This is a genomic window from Paenilisteria portnoyi (assembly GCF_014322795.1).
GTDB lineage: Bacteria > Bacillota > Bacilli > Lactobacillales > Listeriaceae > Listeria_A > Listeria_A portnoyi.
The window spans coordinates 94426-113887 of record NZ_JAASTT010000003.1; the positions used below are offsets into that span (position 1 = coordinate 94426).

The 19462-nt window shown below is 41.1% G+C and carries 19 protein-coding genes; all 19 read left to right on the plus strand.

Annotated features, from left to right (window positions below; translation table 11 throughout):
• Positions 1-122: 122 nt before the first annotated feature.
• On the plus strand, positions 123-890 hold the full coding sequence (locus HCJ66_RS03245; RefSeq protein WP_187131864.1) for a TatD family hydrolase: 768 nt from the start codon (positions 123-125) through the stop codon (positions 888-890).
• Between the two features lie 296 nt (positions 891-1186).
• On the plus strand, positions 1187-2461 hold the full coding sequence (locus HCJ66_RS03250) for a G5 and 3D domain-containing protein (protein ID WP_187131865.1): 1275 nt from the start codon (positions 1187-1189) through the stop codon (positions 2459-2461).
• Between the two features lie 133 nt (positions 2462-2594).
• Complete coding sequence (gene rnmV, locus HCJ66_RS03255) at positions 2595-3167, plus strand: ribonuclease M5 (protein ID WP_187131866.1); 573 nt, start codon at positions 2595-2597, stop codon at positions 3165-3167.
• Positions 3160-4044, plus strand: coding sequence for a 16S rRNA (adenine(1518)-N(6)/adenine(1519)-N(6))-dimethyltransferase RsmA (rsmA, locus tag HCJ66_RS03260; RefSeq protein WP_187131867.1), 885 nt, complete (start codon positions 3160-3162; stop codon positions 4042-4044). Before rnmV ends, rsmA begins: the two co-directional genes overlap by 8 nt.
• A 124-nt stretch (positions 4045-4168) precedes the next feature.
• A complete protein-coding gene (gene veg / locus HCJ66_RS03265; RefSeq protein WP_036060632.1) occupies positions 4169-4429 on the plus strand; it encodes a biofilm formation stimulator Veg in 261 nt (86 codons plus the stop codon).
• Positions 4430-4800: 371 nt separating this feature from the next.
• Entirely contained in the window at positions 4801-5661 is an 861-nt protein-coding gene (gene ispE / locus HCJ66_RS03270) for a 4-(cytidine 5'-diphospho)-2-C-methyl-D-erythritol kinase (protein ID WP_187131988.1), read from the plus strand.
• Positions 5662-5679: 18 nt separating this feature from the next.
• Positions 5680-6420: a chitin disaccharide deacetylase gene (chbG, locus tag HCJ66_RS03275; protein ID WP_187131868.1), complete on the plus strand. Its 741-nt coding sequence runs from the start codon at positions 5680-5682 to the stop codon at positions 6418-6420.
• Between the two features lie 151 nt (positions 6421-6571).
• Positions 6572-7399: a pur operon repressor gene (gene purR, locus HCJ66_RS03280; protein ID WP_181677114.1), complete on the plus strand. Its 828-nt coding sequence runs from the start codon at positions 6572-6574 to the stop codon at positions 7397-7399.
• Between the two features lie 256 nt (positions 7400-7655).
• Positions 7656-8336 (plus strand): efflux RND transporter periplasmic adaptor subunit, encoded by a 681-nt coding sequence (locus HCJ66_RS03285; RefSeq protein WP_187131869.1) that lies wholly within the window; start codon positions 7656-7658, stop codon positions 8334-8336.
• A gap of 28 nt (positions 8337-8364) precedes the next feature.
• Positions 8365-9054 (plus strand): ATP-binding cassette domain-containing protein, encoded by a 690-nt coding sequence (locus HCJ66_RS03290; RefSeq protein ID WP_187131870.1) that lies wholly within the window; start codon positions 8365-8367, stop codon positions 9052-9054.
• Positions 9051-10244, plus strand: a complete 1194-nt coding sequence (locus tag HCJ66_RS03295) for an ABC transporter permease (RefSeq protein ID WP_187131871.1) — start codon at positions 9051-9053, stop codon at positions 10242-10244. The genes HCJ66_RS03290 and HCJ66_RS03295 overlap by 4 nt, the downstream gene beginning before the upstream one ends.
• A 779-nt stretch (positions 10245-11023) precedes the next feature.
• Complete coding sequence (gene spoVG, locus HCJ66_RS03300) at positions 11024-11335, plus strand: septation regulator SpoVG (RefSeq protein ID WP_187131872.1); 312 nt, start codon at positions 11024-11026, stop codon at positions 11333-11335.
• A 140-nt stretch (positions 11336-11475) separates the two neighbouring features.
• Positions 11476-11790, plus strand: coding sequence for a septation regulator SpoVG (gene spoVG / locus HCJ66_RS03305; protein WP_036061445.1), 315 nt, complete (start codon positions 11476-11478; stop codon positions 11788-11790).
• Between the two features lie 199 nt (positions 11791-11989).
• Entirely contained in the window at positions 11990-13363 is a 1374-nt protein-coding gene (gene glmU / locus HCJ66_RS03310; RefSeq protein ID WP_187131873.1) for a bifunctional UDP-N-acetylglucosamine diphosphorylase/glucosamine-1-phosphate N-acetyltransferase GlmU, read from the plus strand.
• An 88-nt stretch (positions 13364-13451) separates the two neighbouring features.
• The gene (locus HCJ66_RS03315; RefSeq protein ID WP_036082163.1) at positions 13452-14408 is read left to right on the plus strand and encodes a ribose-phosphate diphosphokinase; all 957 of its coding nucleotides are present in this window, start codon (positions 13452-13454) and stop codon (positions 14406-14408) included.
• A 297-nt stretch (positions 14409-14705) separates the two neighbouring features.
• Entirely contained in the window at positions 14706-15419 is a 714-nt protein-coding gene (gene yycF / locus HCJ66_RS03320; RefSeq protein WP_187131874.1) for a response regulator YycF, read from the plus strand.
• Between the two features lie 5 nt (positions 15420-15424).
• Positions 15425-17254 carry a cell wall metabolism sensor histidine kinase WalK gene (gene walK, locus HCJ66_RS03325; protein WP_187131875.1) on the plus strand — a complete coding sequence of 610 codons (1830 nt, stop codon included), beginning with the start codon at positions 15425-15427 and terminating at the stop codon, positions 17252-17254.
• Positions 17251-18546 (plus strand): YycH family regulatory protein, encoded by a 1296-nt coding sequence (locus HCJ66_RS03330; protein ID WP_187131876.1) that lies wholly within the window; start codon positions 17251-17253, stop codon positions 18544-18546. Before walK ends, HCJ66_RS03330 begins: the two co-directional genes overlap by 4 nt.
• Entirely contained in the window at positions 18546-19391 is an 846-nt protein-coding gene (locus HCJ66_RS03335; protein WP_187131877.1) for a two-component system regulatory protein YycI, read from the plus strand. The genes HCJ66_RS03330 and HCJ66_RS03335 overlap by 1 nt, the downstream gene beginning before the upstream one ends.
• Positions 19392-19462 lie beyond the last annotated feature (71 nt).

Sequence of the window (19462 nt, forward strand, 5' to 3'; positions counted from 1 at the left end):
CAAAAAAACGACTTTCTTCTATAGTAATATAATACATTCGCAAAACAGGAAAAGTAGTTATACTATTCTATAGAAGAAAGTCGACATTCTGCCTGTTGAAAATAAAGAAATGAGGGATAAAAATGCTTTTTGATACACATGTACACTTAAATGATGATGCATTTAACGAAGATCTGGAAGAAGTTATCGCGCGCGCCAAGGAAAATGATGTTTCGCGGATGGCAGTTGTCGGTTTTAACGAAGAAACAATCAATCGTGCACTGGAACTTGCCGATAAATATGATTTTATTTACCTCATTGTCGGATGGCACCCAACAGACGCTATCACTTTTACTCCTGAAAAACTAGAATGGCTACGCGAACTAGCCAAAAATCCAAAAGTTGTCGCACTTGGCGAAATGGGTTTGGATTATCATTGGGATACGTCGCCAAAAGAAACTCAGTTTGAGGTATTCCGTCAGCAAATTAGATTGGCAAAAGAAGTACAACTTCCTATCGTGATTCACAATCGGGAAGCAACGGAAGATGTCGTTCGTATTTTACAAGAAGAAAACGCGTCAGAAGTTGGTGGAATTATGCACTGTTTTGGCGAAACGGTGGAAGTAATGGAAGCGTGTTTAGCTATGAATTTCTACATCTCATTTGGTGGAACAGTTACCTTTAAAAACGCAAAATTACCAAAAATTGCAGCAGAATCAGCACCATTAGACAAGATTTTAATTGAAACCGATGCTCCATATCTCGCTCCGCACCCAAATCGGGGTAAAAGAAATGAGCCGAGTTACGTCAAGCTTGTTGCCGAAAAGCTTGCAGAATTAAAAGAACTGAAATATGAGGAAATCGCCCGCTACACAACAGAAAATGCAAATCGGCTGTTCCGATTAAGTTGATTTTTGTCATCAAACTGTAATATTACCTGAACTTTGTAACGGAATCTTAAGCAAGCGAAAAATAAAGTTTAAGAAATCTTTAATAATCCGCGCTATTATGCCTACGACTAGAGGCTGACTTTGCTGAAATATAACTGACACATTAGACATAGAATGTAATAAAAAGGTTTCGCAATGGCTCTATACCAACGATGGAATAGTTGTTTTTTGTCTAGAAATCTTTTTATGATAATTCGTTGACAGTTCTTTCGTCCCCTGTATATAATCACAACAGAAGTTAGAAAGGGGAGAAATACATGACCATGGAAACTAGCAGTAACGCAAGCCAAAAATCAAAATGGCGTTTACCAATAATGATTGGCGCGTTTGTTATTGTCATAGCATTGGTTTTTTATTTCGTTTTCGAGGGAACTAAAAACGATATCACGATTGTAAAAGCAGGCGAGGTTACGAAAGTTAGCACGCACGCAAAAACAGTTGGAGAAGTACTAAATGACGAAGGTGTAAAAGTTGGAAAACATGACGAACTGTCTTATTCCAAAAATACAGCTGTAAAAGACGGAATGAAGATTGCTTACATTCCAGCTAAAGAAGTTACAATTAATGACGAAGGTAAAGAAGCGAATGTGTGGACAACAAAAGACACAGTTGCCGAAGTACTGAAGGATGAAAATATTACGACACATCCGCAAGATGCTTTAAACGTTTCATTGGATGACAAAGTAGCCGCAAACATGGAAGTTAAAATCGACCGTGCTGTTGCTCTAGCAATTCAAAATGGTGCGAAGAAAGAAGTAACGTGGACAACAAAAGATACAGTAGCAGATTTATTGGCAGAGAAAAATATTAAATTGGATGCTCATGATAAAGTATTGCCAGTAAAAACGGCGAAACTTACTCCAAATATGACGGTTGTTGTTACATATGTAGACAAAAAAACCGATGAAAAGAAATCCAAAGTCGCTTTTAAAACTGTAGTAAAAGAAGATGCTTCTCTTGAAAAAGGCGAAGAAAAAGTAGTACAAGCAGGGAAAGTTGGCGAGAAAGTTGCCAAGTATGATGTTGTTATGGAGAACGGTAAAGAAAAACAACGCAAACTCCTTGCAGAACAAGTAACAGCAAAACCAGAAGATAAAATCATTGTTCGTGGTACGAAAGAAGAGCCAGTGGTAACTGCAATCAGCAATGCCCCAGCTAAATCTTCTAAAAAAGCCACAACATCAAAAGCTGCAACATCGAGCTCATCATCTTCTCAAAGTAGCTCTTCCACTGTTAGTAGTAAGCCATCATCAGGCGGTAAAACGTTCACGATGGAATCAACAGCTTATTCAGGTGGCGGTACAACAGCGACAGGTATTAATTTAACAGCAAACCCAGGCTTAAAAGTAGTTGCGGTAGATCCAAGCGTAATTCCACTAGGCTCTAGAGTTTATGTGTCAGGTTACGGAGAAGCAATTGCAGGAGATACTGGCGGCGCGATTAAAGGGAATATCGTAGACGTTTATTTTGCAGATGAGAGCCAATGTTATACTTGGGGACGTCGCCAAGTTACTGTAACAATTTTGGATTAATAAGTATATACAAAGCAGGAGGCGCGCCACTCAAGGTGTTCTTCCTGTTTTTTTTGTGCGAAACAAAGCGGGTTCTGCTTTTTCGAATTTTATGGTATGATAGAAATACTGATTAAGAGAAGGGACGTTTTGTATGGAGAAGTTAGTGATTCATGAAGTCATTGTTGTTGAGGGCCGAGATGATACGACCGCAATACACCGCGCAGTAGACGCAGACACAATCGAAACGAACGGCTCAGCTCTATCCGCTATGACCATTGAGAAAATTCGCCATGCAAAAGAAAAACGCGGTGTAATTATACTAACCGATCCCGATTTCCCAGGTGAAAAAATACGCAAGCAAATCGATGCAGCAGTTCCAGGATGCCATCACGCTTTTATTAAACGCAGTGATGCACTACCGAAATATGGTCGTGGTTTAGGCGTAGAACATGCCACGCCAGAAAAAATTCGCGAGGCGTTGGAACATTTTCATACAAGTGATGAACGCGTCCAGACGAGTGATATCGATTATGATCGGCTTGTGATGCTTGGTCTGATGGGTGGAGCAGGCGCGAAAGCAAAACGACAAAAGCTAGGAGAAATCCTTAAAATAGGTTACACCAACGGCAAACAATTGCAAGCAAGACTACGCATGTTTGGCATTACAAAAGAACAATTTGAAGCCGCATGGAGCGAAGTAGTGCAGGAGGAGACGAATGAGTAAAGATATCGCAACACCAGGCCGTACAAAAGAGATCCTGAAAAAATATGATTTTCTATTCAAGAAAAGTCTAGGCCAGAATTTTTTGATTGACAGTAATATTTTGAGACGAATCACGGAGACGGCGGAACTGGATAAAGAAACGGATGTTATTGAAATTGGGCCTGGTATCGGAGCACTTACGGAACATCTAGCGCGCACATCTAAGCGCGTATTAGCTTTTGAGATTGACCAGCGCTTGATGTCCATTTTGCCAGATACGCTCGCAGCTTACGACAATATAGAAGTCGTGAACGAAGACATTTTGAAAGTCGATGTCGGGGGGATGATTACAGAGAAACTTCCGGATCGAGCGAAACCCGTGAAAGTAGTTGCAAACTTGCCGTATTATGTGACAACGCCGATTATTTTGCAATTGCTTCATGAGGACTTACCAGTGTCTAGCATGACTTTTATGCTACAAAAGGAAGTAGCAGATCGGATTTCAGCAAAACCAAGTACAAAGGCATACGGGAGCTTATCGATCGCGATACAGTATTACATGGAGGCTGAGCTTTCCTTTATCGTGCCAAAAACGGTATTCATGCCACAACCAAATGTAGACTCAGCGATTATTCATCTAAAACGACGCTCGGAACCACCAGCCCAAGTGAATGATGAAACCTTCTTTTTCGATATTACGCGTTCGGCATTTGCACAGCGACGTAAAACATTATGGAATAATTTAGTGAACCGATTCCCGGAATTGAAACCGCAAAAAGAAGAATTAGAAGCAGAACTTGCTGCGCTTGGTATCGACGTGAAACGACGCGGAGAAACGCTTAACATCCCTGAATTTGCGACTTTAAGTAATTTTCTTGACAGTTTTATGAGAAAATAGCGAAAAAATGATAAAAAGACGACCTTAGTGGTTGACACAGAGGTGTTTCGCTGTTAAAATATTTGTTTGTTGATTTTTGGCCCTAGATATGCTATACTGGAAATTAGTGAGGTGGGGGTACAAAATGTCAAAAACTATTGCAAGCATCAAACAAAATCTTGAATCCAGACTTGGAACGAGACTAACTTTGAAAGCTAACGGCGGACGTAAGAAAACAATCGAGCGTTGCGGCGTGTTAGCTGAAACTTATCCAGCTGTTTTTGTTGTTGAATTAGATCAAGACGAGAACAATTTCGAAAGAGTATCCTATAGTTATACAGACATTTTAACAGACACTGTAGAATTAGACTTTACCGACGATGTAAGTAAAGAATTAGCACTTTAATCACTAATATCTCAAGACCAGCCAACCCGGCTGGTTTTTTGATGTCTTAGGGAGTTGAGCCTATGACAAATAAATCGGCGACAAGCGCTCGATTTGTGTAAAGCAGAATTTATGTCTTACGCAAAAAAATAAAAGAATGATTGAGGTTATCTGCTCACATCTTGAGTAAACTTCGGAATTGAGCTAGTCTTAATGCTTTTGCAGTATGCTTAGAAGTCTTTTTGAGTTTGGAGTACATATTTGGGCGTTGCTATGGTAGAATAAACAAAGAAGATTTGAGGAGCTGTGACCAAACTTGAAGTCAGGCGAAATTACTAACTTATTACTTTGGGTTGAACGATGGATGTTCCCTAAGAAAGGCTGTAGAAATGATGAAAATAAATGTGAAAGCACCTGCGAAAATTAATTTGTCATTGGATGCGCTATATAAGAGAAAAGATAATTATCATGAGCTTGAAATGGTGATGACTACAATTGACTTGGCGGATCGTCTGCAGTTAGTTTTATTGGAAAAGGATATTATTAAACTGGATGTGAAGGCGCATTTTATTCCGGATGATAAGCGAAATCTGGTGTTTCAGGCGGCGGCGCTTTTGAAGGAACGTTTTTCAGTGAAGCAAGGTGTGGCTATAACGCTGGATAAAAGTATTCCGGTTGCGGCTGGGCTTGCGGGTGGTAGTAGTGACGCGGCGGCGGCTCTTAAGGGATTGAATCAATTGTGGGATTTGCAGTTGACGCTTGAGGAACTTGCGGATTTAGGCGCGGAACTAGGATCGGATATTCCGTTCTGCTTATATGGTGGAACGGCGCTTGCGACTGGTCGTGGTGAGATTATTGAACCGCTTCCAATGATGCCAAATTGCTGGATTGTATTAGCGAAGCCTTCGATTAGTGTTTCGACGCCAGGTGTGTACAGGGACTTGCGTGTTGGCGAAGTGGAGCATCCGAATACGGCTGGAATGGTTCAAGCGATTCGGGATGGCAGTTTTGAGGGGATTTGTGATAATATCGGGAATGTGCTCGAGACGGTGACGCTCGCGAAACACCCAGAAGTGAAGCGAATCAAAGAGAAGATGCTGGAATTTGGCGCAGATACGGCTTTAATGAGTGGTAGCGGGCCGACAGTGTTTGCCCTTGTAAAACAGTACTCTAGAGCAAAACGCGTCTATAACGGCTTGTGTGGCTTCTGTGAGGAAGTATATTTAGTCAGACCTTGGCAAGAAGAAAAATGATAAAGGAGTCGTGAAGTGATGAAAGTTATTTTTAATGCGGATGATTTTGGTTTGTCAAAAGGTGTCGTTTACGGAATTTTGGAGGCGTATAAGCATGGTGTTGTAAAATCGACGACAATGCTCGCGAATTCACCAGCGTTTGATTTAGGAGCTGAGGTGGCGAAAGAAAACCCAGGACTCGATATCGGGGCGCATTTGACGCTTACTTTCGGTAGCCCACTTTTGAAGGATGTTCCGAGCCTTACTGCTGAGTCGGGGAAATTTCTAGCGCAAGACGTGCTGAGAAGTTCGGCGGATGTGATTGATTTTGGAGAAGTAGAGCGTGAATTCACCGCTCAAATCGAAAAAATTCTCGCAGCAGGCATTCCCATTTCCCATTTTGATACGCATCACCTTATCGAACCTATTGTTTTGCCAGTTATGCAAAAATTAGCGAAAAAATACCAAGTTGGGTTGCGTCGTTCTGTACATGATGCGGATTATACGGGGATTCCAACAACGGATCGTTTTTCTGATCAATTTTATGCAGATGGGATTACAGCGGATGTTGTCAAACAGGTTGTGAAGGCGCACGAGCATGATACGGAGACGTTGGAATTCATGTGTCACCCAGCATTTATCGATGAAACAATGCTCAGCTTGACTTCTTATTCGGATTATCGGATAAAAGAGCTGACTTTCCTAACATCCGATGAGGTGCAGGAAGCGTTGAAATCGGTTGGAGCGGAAGTAGTCAGCTTTAAAGAAGTTATGAAATAAGAGGAATCTAGTGTGTGGTGATTTTGAACGGCAAGCTATGACTATCTTTTCCTCTAAAAAGCCTTTATAATGATGTTAAACACGTACAAAAAGGGCGAAATAGGTTCTAATGTTTGGAAAAGCTATTTTTAAAAAGAGGAGAAGAAGCAATATGAAAATTCGGCGTAGTGAACGTTTGATTGATATGACACAGTTTTTACTGAGCCATCCACGAAAACTGGTACCACTAACTTTATTTGCTGAGCGTTATAGTTCTGCGAAATCATCTATTAGTGAAGATTTAGTGATCATAAAGAAAACATTTGAAGATAGAGGCATCGGTACGCTTGAGACTGTTCCAGGCGCTGCTGGTGGCGTGAAATACATTTCGATTGCAGATAATGCTGATGTGCTGGATTTCGTTCAGACGCTCTGTAACCGCATCGCTGAACCTAATCGTTTACTTCCAGGTGGCTACTTATATTTATCTGATTTACTTGGTGAGCCTGTGACGTTAAGCCAAATCGGGAAAATTTTAGCGACGAAATTTAATAAGCAAAAAATAGACGCGATTATGACGGTGGCGACAAAAGGGATTCCGATTGCGCAGGCCGTGGCGGAACATCTTAATGTCCCGTTTGTCATTGTGCGTCGCGATAGCAAGGTGACGGAAGGATCGACAGTCAGTATTAATTACGTGTCGGGATCGAGTAAACGCATCGAGAAAATGGAACTTTCGAAACGCAGTCTACCAGAAGGATCAAACGTCGTCATTGTGGATGATTTCATGAAAGCGGGCGGAACGATTAACGGGATGAAGAATTTGTTAGAAGAATTCAATGCCAAATTAGTCGGTATCGGTGTTTTGGTGGAATCTGAATACGCAGAAGAGCGCTTAGTGGATGATTACGTCTCCTTAGTGAAAATTAAGAACGTAGATGTCAAAGAGAAACAAATCGAAGTGGTAGAAGGCAATTATTTCAACTACCCAAATCAATAAATAACGACTAGAATCTGGGGCAGCGAGTCATGCTGTTTTAGCGTTCTAGTTTTTTTATATGAATGGAATATGAACAGATAAATACGACCTCCGTATGACTGGTTTTAATTTTATCTATGCTACAATAGGGACTTGTAGAAGGCGCATGAACATTTTGAGAAGTGAATATTTATGTTTATGAACTTTTTTTATAGCAGTGCTTACCTACATACTGGGAGCTAACAAACAATTACTTAATTTGGAAGGAGCAACACACATGAAGAAATGGGTTAAATGGTTGATTGCCATCGTGATTATCGCGGCAATCGTAGTAGGAGCAGTATTATTTTTAGGATCTAAATCAGGATCGGATACAACAGCGACGAAGGATCTTGTGACAACAAAAGTGAAGCAAGGGGACATGAAAATTAACGCGACAGCAACAGGGGCTATTGTTCCGCAAAATCAACAAGCGCCTGATTACAAAGAATTAGAGCTACAAGTACAAATGGACGAGCTAGATGTACCGAACGTGAAGAAAGATCAAGAAGCTAAGATTTCCGTGACGGCAGTTCCTGACAAAACATACACAGGTAAAGTGAAGGAAATTGCAGAACAAGGAACCGTGATGAACGGTGTGTCTTCGTTCTTAGTGACGATTTCAATCGATGATAGTACCGATTTAAAATCAGGGATGACGGCTGATGCTTCTATTTTGGTGAATGAAAAAGCAAATGCGTTATACGTCCCAATTGAAGCAGTTCAGAAAAATGATGACGACAAATATTACGTACTCGTTCCTAAAAAAGGGAAAAATGAGACAACAAAAGAAGTAAAACAATATGTAACGACTGGGCTCCACAACGAAGATAATATGGAAATCACGAAAGGTCTAGAAAAAGGCGATGAAGTCATTTTGCCAACGAAATCCAATTCATCCCAACAACCAGGATTTTAAAAGCTAGACCAAACAAGGAGGTGATCGCGTGACTAGTCCACTTATTGATATGAGAAATTTAACGAAAACATATACACTCGGCGGCGAGACATTTAAGGCATTGGACCATGTAACGCTTGCTGTTGAACAGGGTGAATTTTTAGCGATTGTCGGACCTTCTGGCTCGGGTAAGTCAACCTTGATGAACATGATTGGTTGCTTAGATGTGCCAGATTCCGGTGAATATCATTTGGACGGTGTCGATGTGGCAACGTTAAACGATAACAAACTGTCTGCTATTCGTAACAAGAAAATCGGATTTATTTTTCAACAGTTTAATTTATTGACGAAATTATCGGCACTTGAGAACGTCGAATTACCACTGATTTATGGTGGTATGGGTGCTGTGAAACGAGAAGAAATTGCGCTGGATTGCCTTCGTAAAGTTGGACTAACAGACAAGAAGCGGAATTTACCAACGCAATTGTCTGGTGGACAACAACAACGTGTCGCGATTGCACGTGCGCTTGCGGCTAACCCGCAAATTTTGCTAGCCGATGAACCAACAGGGGCGCTTGATTCCAAAACCGGTAAAGAAGTTATGGGGATTTTGCAAGAACTGAATCAGGCTGGCAATACAATCGTAATGATTACACATGATCTGGATATCGCGAATTACGGAACGAGAACGATTCGAATTCAAGATGGTCAACTTTTCAATGAGGGGGTAGCAAAATGATCCGCCAAAGTATGAAAATGGCCTGGAAGCAATTAAAAACAAGCAAGATGCGTTCATTTCTGACAATGCTAGGAATTATTATCGGGGTATCTTCGGTTATTTTGCTAGTATCGCTTGGTAAAGGTGTGACGGATCAAGTCAACAGCCAAATGGGAGACCTAGGCTCGAACTTGGTGACAGTAATGAATACATCGACTAATCCTAACGATAAATTTACGTACGATGATGTCCTGAAGTATAAAAATATTGATGGTGTCAAAAGCGTTTCTCCTGAACTCTCGGGACAAGTCAAGGCAACATTTGACTATAAATCAAAAGACTTGAAACTTATCGGCACAAATGAGCAGTATAAAGATGCTCGTGGATTGAAGCTAGATACCGGTCGCTTTTTACTGCCGATTGATGTCGAGTATGGACAAAAAATTGCTGTCATTGGACCAAATGTAGCTAGTGATTTATTCGGCTTCTCAGATCCGGTAGGAGAATATATCCGCGTAAATGGGATGCCTTATAAAGTTGTCGGCGTTCTAAAAGAAAAAGGTGCGTCGATGATGGGGTCGAGTGACGATCAAGTATTTGTGCCCTTGACCGCAGCACAACGCATGCTAAAAGATACGAATGTCCGGACGTTTTATGTAGAAACGGATACGGCAGATGATGTAGATCGTGTTGTTAATACGTTAGAATCACGTCTATCTATCCATTTTGACTATAATGCAGCTGACTCTGCAAGCGGTGAATCGGCGCCGTATCAAGTTATTAATCAGCAAGAAATCTTAAATGCGTTTGATACGATAAGTTCGACGCTTACAACGGCGCTTGGAGCAATTGCTGGTATATCTCTTGTTGTCGGTGGAATCGGGATTATGAATATCATGCTCGTTTCTGTATCAGAACGGACAAGAGAAATTGGTATCCGCAAAGCTTTAGGTGCCAAAAAACGTGATATCTTGACTCAATTCTTAATTGAATCTATCGTTATCAGTGTTGTCGGTGGTTTAATCGGAATTGCGATAGGTGTATCCGGAGCCCTTGCATTTGGTTCCATTGCAGGTATACCATCAGGGATTACCGCATCAACGATCATTGGTGCATTCCTATTCTCGATGTTTATCGGTGTCATTTTTGGTATTACACCAGCAAATAAAGCATCGAAATTGCGTCCAATTGATGCGTTGCGATCAGAATAATGTATATAAAAAAGAGGATTTATGTGAAATAATCCTCTTTTTTTATTATGTAGCTACATAACAATGCGTCTAAAATTCCTTTTTTGGCTTAAATGTTTGAATTTATGTCATAAATAGCGTTGTCACATATTTTTAATCTGTTTGTCATAATTGTGATGGGAATGCTTGTGGAAAATGTGTTTCGTCCTAAAATGTAAGTTTATAAAAGTATGATAAACCCTTTTACTTCAATGCTTGTAGATGAAAAATAAAGGATGTTACTAGCTGTCATAATTCAGGCGTGTTTGTAAAAATAAATAAAAATTGATGTGCAAAAAGGAGTATGAAAAACGATCAATACGCCGTTTTTTGTATACTAAAAAATAGGTTGTTTTTGGCTTTTTCTCTTGGGATATTATAGAATGAAAGAAATATTGGGTATTAAACACTGCATATAAACGTTATACTGGCAGTCATTTGTGATTTTTTTTATAAATTATTATTTTATAGTATACAATTATCCGTTTATAAAAAACAATGCATTTTTGTCAATAAAAAATGCACTATAAACAGCATTTTTATGTACGAAGTCACAAAGTTGTCAAATTTAGCTTTTTTTATTATGATGTTGTTAGAGAAAAATTCTGGGCTTTCCTTTTTGGGAACAAGGAGTGGTCGATGGATTACTTTTTGTATGGGAGAAATGTCGAGGGAACAATTCTCTAGTGTTATCTTTATGATGTTGCGTGTGTGTTGGATCAACAAGTAGCATGTCAACAAGAGCTAAGGTGGTGAAGAAAATGGAAATTACAGATGTGAGATTACGTCGAGTTGAGACTGATGGAAGAATGAAAGCTATTTCTTCAATTACTATTGACGGTGAATTCGTAGTACATGATATTCGCGTGATTGATGGTAATGATGGATTATTTGTAGCAATGCCAAGTAAACGTACTCCGGATGGAGAGTTTCGTGACATCGCTCACCCAATTAATTCTGATACTCGTGCTAAAATTCAGGACGCTGTTTTAGTTGCTTATGCGGAAGCTGATGAAGTTGTCAGTGAAGTAGAGGAAGCGACACCAGAAGCGGAAGAAGGAAATGAAGACTAAACACTACTTTTTATAGGACCTGGGTAAATACTTGTTGTGAATAGCGAATCTAAAGGGAAACTAATGTTTGTCCCAAGTAACAAGATAAAATAACCCGAAGAAACTATGAGAAGACAAAATGGGATAAGGAGTGACTAATAATGCAAGTAACTGATGTGAGATTACGTCGTGTAGAAACTGATGGAAGAATGAGAGCTATTGCTTCCATAACTTTAGATGAGGAATTTGTTGTTCATGATATCCGTGTTATTGACGGCAACAACGGTTTATTCGTAGCAATGCCAAGTAAACGTGGCGTTGATGGTGAGTTCCGTGACATCGCCCACCCAATCAATTCTGATACTCGTGGAAAAATCCAAGAGGTTGTACTTGCTGAATATGTTCGCGTAGGCGAAGAAGAGTCAAGTGCTGTATCAGAGGACGTAGCAGTTGAAGAAGAAGTAACTGCGGAATAATTAATAATATAGATCCAAACAACCAGCCCAGCGCTGGTTGTTTTTTTTGAGGTCTGCTCTCTAACCCCAACAATGCGAGCGCTTGCTGCCAATTTGTTCCGAGTGCGTGTAAGATTAGGTTCTATTTACACCTTGAAAAAAAGCGGCTTTTACGGTATTATCATTATGAAGAATAGTGGATAATTGGAGGGTCTTGTCAATGATGAAAAGATATGCGGTTGTTTTAGCGGCTGGGCAAGGTACAAGAATGAAGTCGAAGCTTTATAAGGTTTTGCATCCTGTATGTGGAAAACCAATGGTAGAACATGTTGTAGACCAAATCAGTCAGCTTGAACCGGATGAAGTCGTGACGATTGTTGGACACGGTGCGGAACAAGTGCAGACCCATTTGGAAGATAGAAGTGTGTTTGCTTTGCAGGAGGAACAGTTGGGGACGGCTCACGCGGTTTTGCAAGCGAAGAGTGTACTTGGTGACAAAGAAGGTGTAACGCTTGTTGTGTGTGGTGATACGCCGCTTATTCAAGGTCATACGATGGAAGACTTAATGAAGTATCATCAAGAAAAACGTGCCAAGGCAACGATTTTAACGACTGTTTTAGATGATCCAACGGGATATGGACGGATTATTCGGGACGATTTAGGCATTGTAGAGAAAATTGTTGAGCACAAAGATGCGTCTGAAAAAGAGCAACGCGTGAATGAAATCAACACAGGAACATATTGCTTTGACAATCAAGCTTTGTTTGAAGCACTAGAAAAAGTATCCAACGAAAATGCGCAAGGTGAATATTATTTACCAGACGTTATCAAAATTTTAAAAGATGAAGATGAGGTTGTCGCGGCTTACCGAATGGAGAATGCGAAGGAATCGCTTGGTGTTAATGATCGGGTAGCTTTGGCAGAGGCGCAAGAAATTATGCGTCACCGAATCAATGAGAACCACATGCGCAATGGCGTAACGTTGATTGATCCAGCAAATACTTATATTGACGTCGATGTTGAAATCGGTCAAGATACCGTTGTTGGACCGAGCGTGGCGATTCATGGGAAAACGGTTATCGGTGCTGATTGCGAGATTACAGGCGCGAGTGTGCTTGATAATGCGATTCTGGGTGAACGTGTGCAAGTGAGACATTCTTCTATTTACGATAGCAAAGTCGGCGATGACGTTCAAGTTGGACCTTATTCGCACCTACGTCCTGAATCTGAAATCAGTGAAGGCGTGAAAATTGGTAACTTTGTGGAAACGAAGAAAGCAACGATTGGCAAAAACTCGAAAATCCCGCATTTTATCTATATGGGTGATGCGGAAATCGGTGAAAATGTCAATATCGGTTGCGGTTCTATCGCAGTGAATTACGATGGCAAAAATAAGGCAAAAACAATTATCGGCGATGACGTCTTTATTGGTTGCAACTCCAACTTGGTAGCACCAGTGAAAATTGGTAATCGTGCCTTTGTAGCAGCAGGAACAACGGTTACAAAAAATGTGCCAGAAGATGCCCTTGCTATTTCTCGTGTGAAGCAAGAAAATAAAGAAGGATACGCAAGGAAACTGAATTTCGGTAAGTAATCATTTGCGAGTGGGGTTGTACTTCGGTGCTGCCATTGCGCAATCCCACCCATTTAAAAATTATATAAAATCTATGTGGAGGCTGATTATGTCTAACGATTATTTTGATCCAAAGTTAAAAATTTTCTCTTTAAATTCCAACCCAGCACTAGCGGCGGAAATCGCGGAAGTAGCAGGAATTAATTTAGGGAAGTCCAGCGTGACCCATTTTAGTGATGGTGAAATTCAGATTAATATTGAAGAAAGTATCCGTGGTTGTCACGTGTATGTTGTGCAATCCACTGGTTTTCCAGTTAACCAAAATCTGATGGAACTTTTGATCATGATTGATGCACTTAAGAGAGCTTCAGCAAAAACAATTAACATTGTGATGCCGTATTATGGTTATGCTCGCCAAGACCGTAAAGCGCGTAGTCGTGAGCCAATCACGGCAAAACTCGTGGCTAACCTAATTGAAAAAGCAGGCGCTACACGCATGATTACACTAGATCTTCATGCACCGCAAATTCAAGGTTTCTTTGATATTCCAATCGATCACTTGAATGCGGTTCGTCTGCTATCAAACTATTTCAGCTCGCATCATATCGATGAAGATTTAGTTGTTGTTTCACCAGATCACGGCGGTGTAACAAGAGCCCGTAAGATGGCTGATCGTTTGAAAGCGCCGATTGCGATTATTGACAAACGTCGTCCGCGTCCCAATGTGGCGGAAGTAATGAATATCGTTGGGAATGTAGATGGTAAAGTGGCTATTTTGATTGATGATATCATTGATACAGCAGGTACAATTACGCTTGCAGCTAATGCTCTGATCGAAAGTGGCGCAACGAAAGTATATGCTTGTTGCTCACATCCAGTCCTATCAGGTCCGGCGATTGAACGCATTAATAATTCCGCGATTGAGAAATTAATCGTGACTAATTCGCTCGTTTTACCAGAAGATAAATGGATTGACAAAATCGAACAATTATCTGTAGGACCGTTACTTGGCGAAGCAATTGTCCGCGTACACAAAAACGAGTCAGTAAGCCCATTATTTGATTAATACAGAAAATACATAGCGCAGGCCTCCTTCCTAGGATGTCTGCGTTTTTGTTTAGGAAAGTACAACTCTCCCTCCCAACTTTTCCTATCCTGAAGATATTATGTTATAATGATGATTGTGATAGTCTATCATTTGATAAAGTGAAAATAAGTCAGACGGGGATTGTTACATGGGAAATAAAGCATTCATTTATCTCATAAAGAAAGACATTTTTCAGTTGCAACATAAGGGTTATTTCTCAAAAAATATAAGGTATCGCCGATGGAGCGATTTTAGAAATGGGAGGACTGGTTAAAGATGGCCGAAAAGAAAATTCTAGTTGTAGATGATGAAAAACCGATAGCTGATATTGTGAAATTTAATTTAAATAAAGAAGGTTTTGACGTATATTGCGCGTATGATGGTGATGAAGCGATTGATTTAGTGGAGGAAATTCAACCTGATTTGATTCTACTTGATATTATGTTGCCTGGGCGCGACGGTATTGAGGTATGTCGTGAGGTTCGTAAAAAATATGATATGCCAATTATTATGGTGACTGCTAAAGACTCAGAGATTGATAAGGTGCTAGGCCTTGAGCTAGGTGCGGATGATTACGTGACGAAACCGTTTAGTAATCGTGAGTTAATTGCGCGTGTGAAAGCGAATTTGCGTCGACATAGTACCGCTGGAAATGCTGCGGTAGAAGAGGAAGAGAACAGTGAACTGGAAATTGGTTCGCTTATTATCCATCCGGATGCGTACGTTGCTTCAAAACGCGGCGAGACGATTGAGCTGACTCACCGAGAATTCGAGTTGCTGCATTATTTGGCGAAACACATGGGACAAGTTATGACGCGTGAACATTTATTGCAAACGGTTTGGGGTTATGACTATTTTGGCGATGTACGGACGGTTGACGTGACGGTACGCCGCTTACGCGAGAAAATTGAAGATAATCCAAGTCATCCAGCATGGCTTGTAACACGACGGGGAGTAGGCTACTATTTACGTAACCCTGAACAGGAGTAAACATTATGCGGAGAATGAAGTTTTTTCAATCGGTCCAATTTAGATTTGTCATGATTTATTTGTTGCTTATTTTGGTGGCAATGCAAGTAATTGGGGCTTATTTTGTACGAGAGTTGCAGGACCAATTGGAGAAGAACTTTAAAACAGCGATTACTAATAGTGTGAATTTATTGGAGTACAATGTTCGCGAAGAAATGTTGAAATATACGAACGATGACCAGACGAAACTTGAGAGTGACATTCAAAGTATGTTGCTCGATTTCGTTCGTGGTAGCAATGATTTTGAGAACGTGCTCGTTGTAGACGATAAGCTGAAAATCATTGGGACCTCAGATGTGGACAATCAAGGTATTGTTGGACAGGTCTCGACGAATAAAATGATTAAAAACACAATAAATAGTGGGAATGGCGAAAATAAAATCTTCATGGGGAAAAATCCAAAACGGCAAATTTGGGTGGATGTTACCCCGATTACTTCAAAAGGAGAGGTTATTGGCGCCATCTATTTGGCTACGGATATTGAATCAGTGTATGAACAGGTTGATAGTATTACGAGTATTTTCATCACAGGGACGCTTCTTGCGATGATTATTACGGCGATTCTAGGAATTTTGTTATCGCGAACGATTACGAAGCCGATTACGGATATGAAACGTCAGGCTTTTGCGATGGCACGTGGGAATTATACGCGCAAGGTAAAAGTGTACGGCATGGATGAAATTGGCCAATTAGCGGAATCCTTTAATGCGCTCACGAAACGGGTGCAGGAAGCACAAGCGATGACGGAAGGGGAGCGGCGGAAGTTGTCGTCGGTACTTTCTTACATGACGGATGGTGTGATTGCAACAGATCGTCGCGGGAAGGTTATTTTGATTAATACACCAGCTGAGAAGATGCTCAAAATGGCGCATGAAAGTGCGAATGGGAAACCGATTATTGATGTGCTTGGCGTGGCGGATGACTATTCCTTTGATGATTTGATGGAGTTGGAAGAGCCGCTTACGATGGATCGCAGTACGTTTGAGGAACCGTATATTTTACGGGCGAACTTGTCGGTGATTCAACGGGAAACTGGTTTTGTGAATGGGATCATTGCTGTTTTGCATGATATTACCGACCAGGAAAAAGTGGATCAGGAACGCCGCGATTTTGTATCGAATGTATCGCATGAGCTTCGGACGCCGCTTACGAGTATGCGTAGTTATTTAGAGGCGCTAAGTGATGGTGCATGGCGGGATGAAGAGATTGCGCCGCGTTTTCTTGAGGTGACGCAAAGCGAGACGGAGCGGATGATTCGCTTAGTGAATGATTTGCTGAAATTGTCACGAATGGATAGTGGACGCACGAATTTAGATAAGAATTTTGTGAATTTTAATGATTTCTTTAATCATATTATTGATCGTTTTGAGATGATGAAGAAGGATGGCACTACGTTTAAGCGTCAGTTTACGCGTGAGCCGGTTATTATTGAAATTGATGAAGATAAAATTATGCAGGTGATGGATAACATTATCTCGAATGCGAATAAATATTCACCAGATGGTGGCCGAATTACGTTCTACTTGCGGAAGCGCGAGGATGCGATTGAGGTTAGTATCAGTGATGAAGGTATGGGAATTCCTGAGGAGGACTTGACGAAAGTCTTTGATCGTTTCTTCCGTGTGGACAAGGCGAGGTCAAGGGAAATGGGCGGAACTGGTCTGGGTCTTGCGATTGCGCGTGATGTGATTACAGCGCATGGCGGCGAAATCTGGGCAGAGCGTAATCGCGGGAAAGGTACAATTATCTCGTTTACGTTGCCATACAATGACTTACCGGAGGATGATTGGGAATGAAGGGTACAAAAATAAGAGGAACTATCCTCACTGTTCTTGTAGTTATCAGTGTTTTCCTAAGCTACAGTCTCTGGAAAGTGCAGCCGGATTATGAAGTGATTGATAATGAGACGGTGAAAAAGGAGCAAATTGCAAAGTTACGACAGCCAGAACAGGTTTTTAGGCCGACGATGGTGTATTATCATCAGAATGACAAGCATTACACGACGCAAAATTTAACGATGATTAACGCGCTTGTGAAGGCGGGGACGACGTTTGATTTTTCTGAATTGGTGCGGACGGATAAAATGACGGCGAGTTACCAAGGAATGATGCATCAGAATAATTCGATGGAACTGGTTTTCCCGAATGCTGTGCCGCTTTCTGTTTACAGTCAGGTTTTTAGATTAAAGGGCGATAATTTTGATTTGAATTCGTTTAATCGGATTACGTTTAATTTGACTAAGTCGGAGAATGGCTTGTTCTCTGTGTATTTTGGAAATGATTCGAATGAGCAGATTTATCAGGGATCGATTCAGCAGGAGCAGGTTGATATGTTGGAGCAAGTTTTGACGGAGCAGAAAACGGTGATGGCTCCAGTGAATGAGTTATATAAGAATAAGCAGTATTTATTCTTGAGTGACGCGCCTGTGAAGTTGCAACAGCAGCAGTATGTGATTGAGACGATTGATATTGGATTGTTTAAAAATGCGCTGTTTGGTGATGGTAGCAAGGTGAAGGGGCAGGATAACTCGTTTACGAATGGTTCGAGTTCGATGACGGTGAATCCAGAAGAAAAGGTGCTCACATACGTGGATCCGGCGCAAGAACGTCGCGATACGTCGCAGCTTAGCAGTGCGATGAAGTCAGAGCAGATTCAGTCGAGTTTTAATTTTGTGAATGATCATTGGGGCTGGACGGGAAATTATTATTATTCTGGTTACTCGGCGGATAGCTCGACAACCGCATTTTCTTTGTTTGTGCAGGGATTGCCAGTGTTTAACGATGATGGCATGTCGCAGATTCTGGTGACGGAGGGAACGGAAGGCGTGTATAAATACCAGCGTCCGTTTTTCAAACTTGGTGCACAAATTACAACAGAGTCAAAAGAAGTGACGTTGCCGAGTTCGGTGAGCGTTTACGAGAACCTAATTAAGACGGTGGATCCAGATGATATTCAGATGATTGCTCCGGGATATGTGATGGTATATGAGCAAAATAATAATAGCTACAATCGTGTTGTGGAGCTAAAGCCGGCTTGGTTTTATAAATACAACGGTACGTGGACACCTGTTGTGGGAGGCGAATCGTAATGGATTGGAAGAAAACAGAAACGATTTTTATTATCGCCTTCTTGATTTTGGATATTTTCTTATTGGTGCTGTTCATTGATTCTAGAATGTCTTCTTCGCCAACGCCGCTTGTTAGTCAGACTTTGGAAGAGAAATTGAAATCGGAAAATATAACATATGGAAAAATTCCGTCTAATCCAGAGAAGGGTTCGTATTTAACCACAGAGCCACTTGCTTTTACTCAGAAGGATATCAATGATTTGAAGGGGCAGAAGATTTCTGTTTTGAATTCAGATCAGCGGATATATTCGGTGCTAGCCAAGCCTGTAAAAATCGATCCAGAGAAGTATGGCGCGGATTTGATGCCATTTTTGAAGAGTGATGTTTTTGAAGGGGACCGGTATACGTATTGGGGCTATGATTCCGAGAGGCGCGAGATGACATTTAATCAGAAAATTGATGGACGGCCTGTGTTGTTTAATACGAATGGCCAGATTGTGTTTAATTTGAGTAAGGATAATGAGGTTATTTCCTATCGGCAAACGATGCTCGGTGATCCGAAGATGTTCGATGAAAAGGACGATGTGATTTCGGGAACGGATGCATTGGAGGTACTTCATCAGCATGGTGATCTAAAGCAGAATAGTAAGATTGTGAATACGACGCTCGGTTATTACAATTTGGTTAGTTTGCCGAGTTCGGACGTGTACTTGCCTGTGTGGGCTTTCGAGGTGAAACACGAGAAGCAGACGACATTTTTCCTTGTGAACGGTTTGGAGGGGTCTGTGATTAACTCGAGTGATTTGCAGGCAAATGAAGAAATACCGAATTCGGAGAGTGACGCTGTTCAGAAAGCGCAGCAGTAGAGTGGAAAGTGGGAGAGCCTTGGAAAATGTGAGGTTTCTCCTTTTTTCGTGCAATTGTGTTTTTTTCGTTG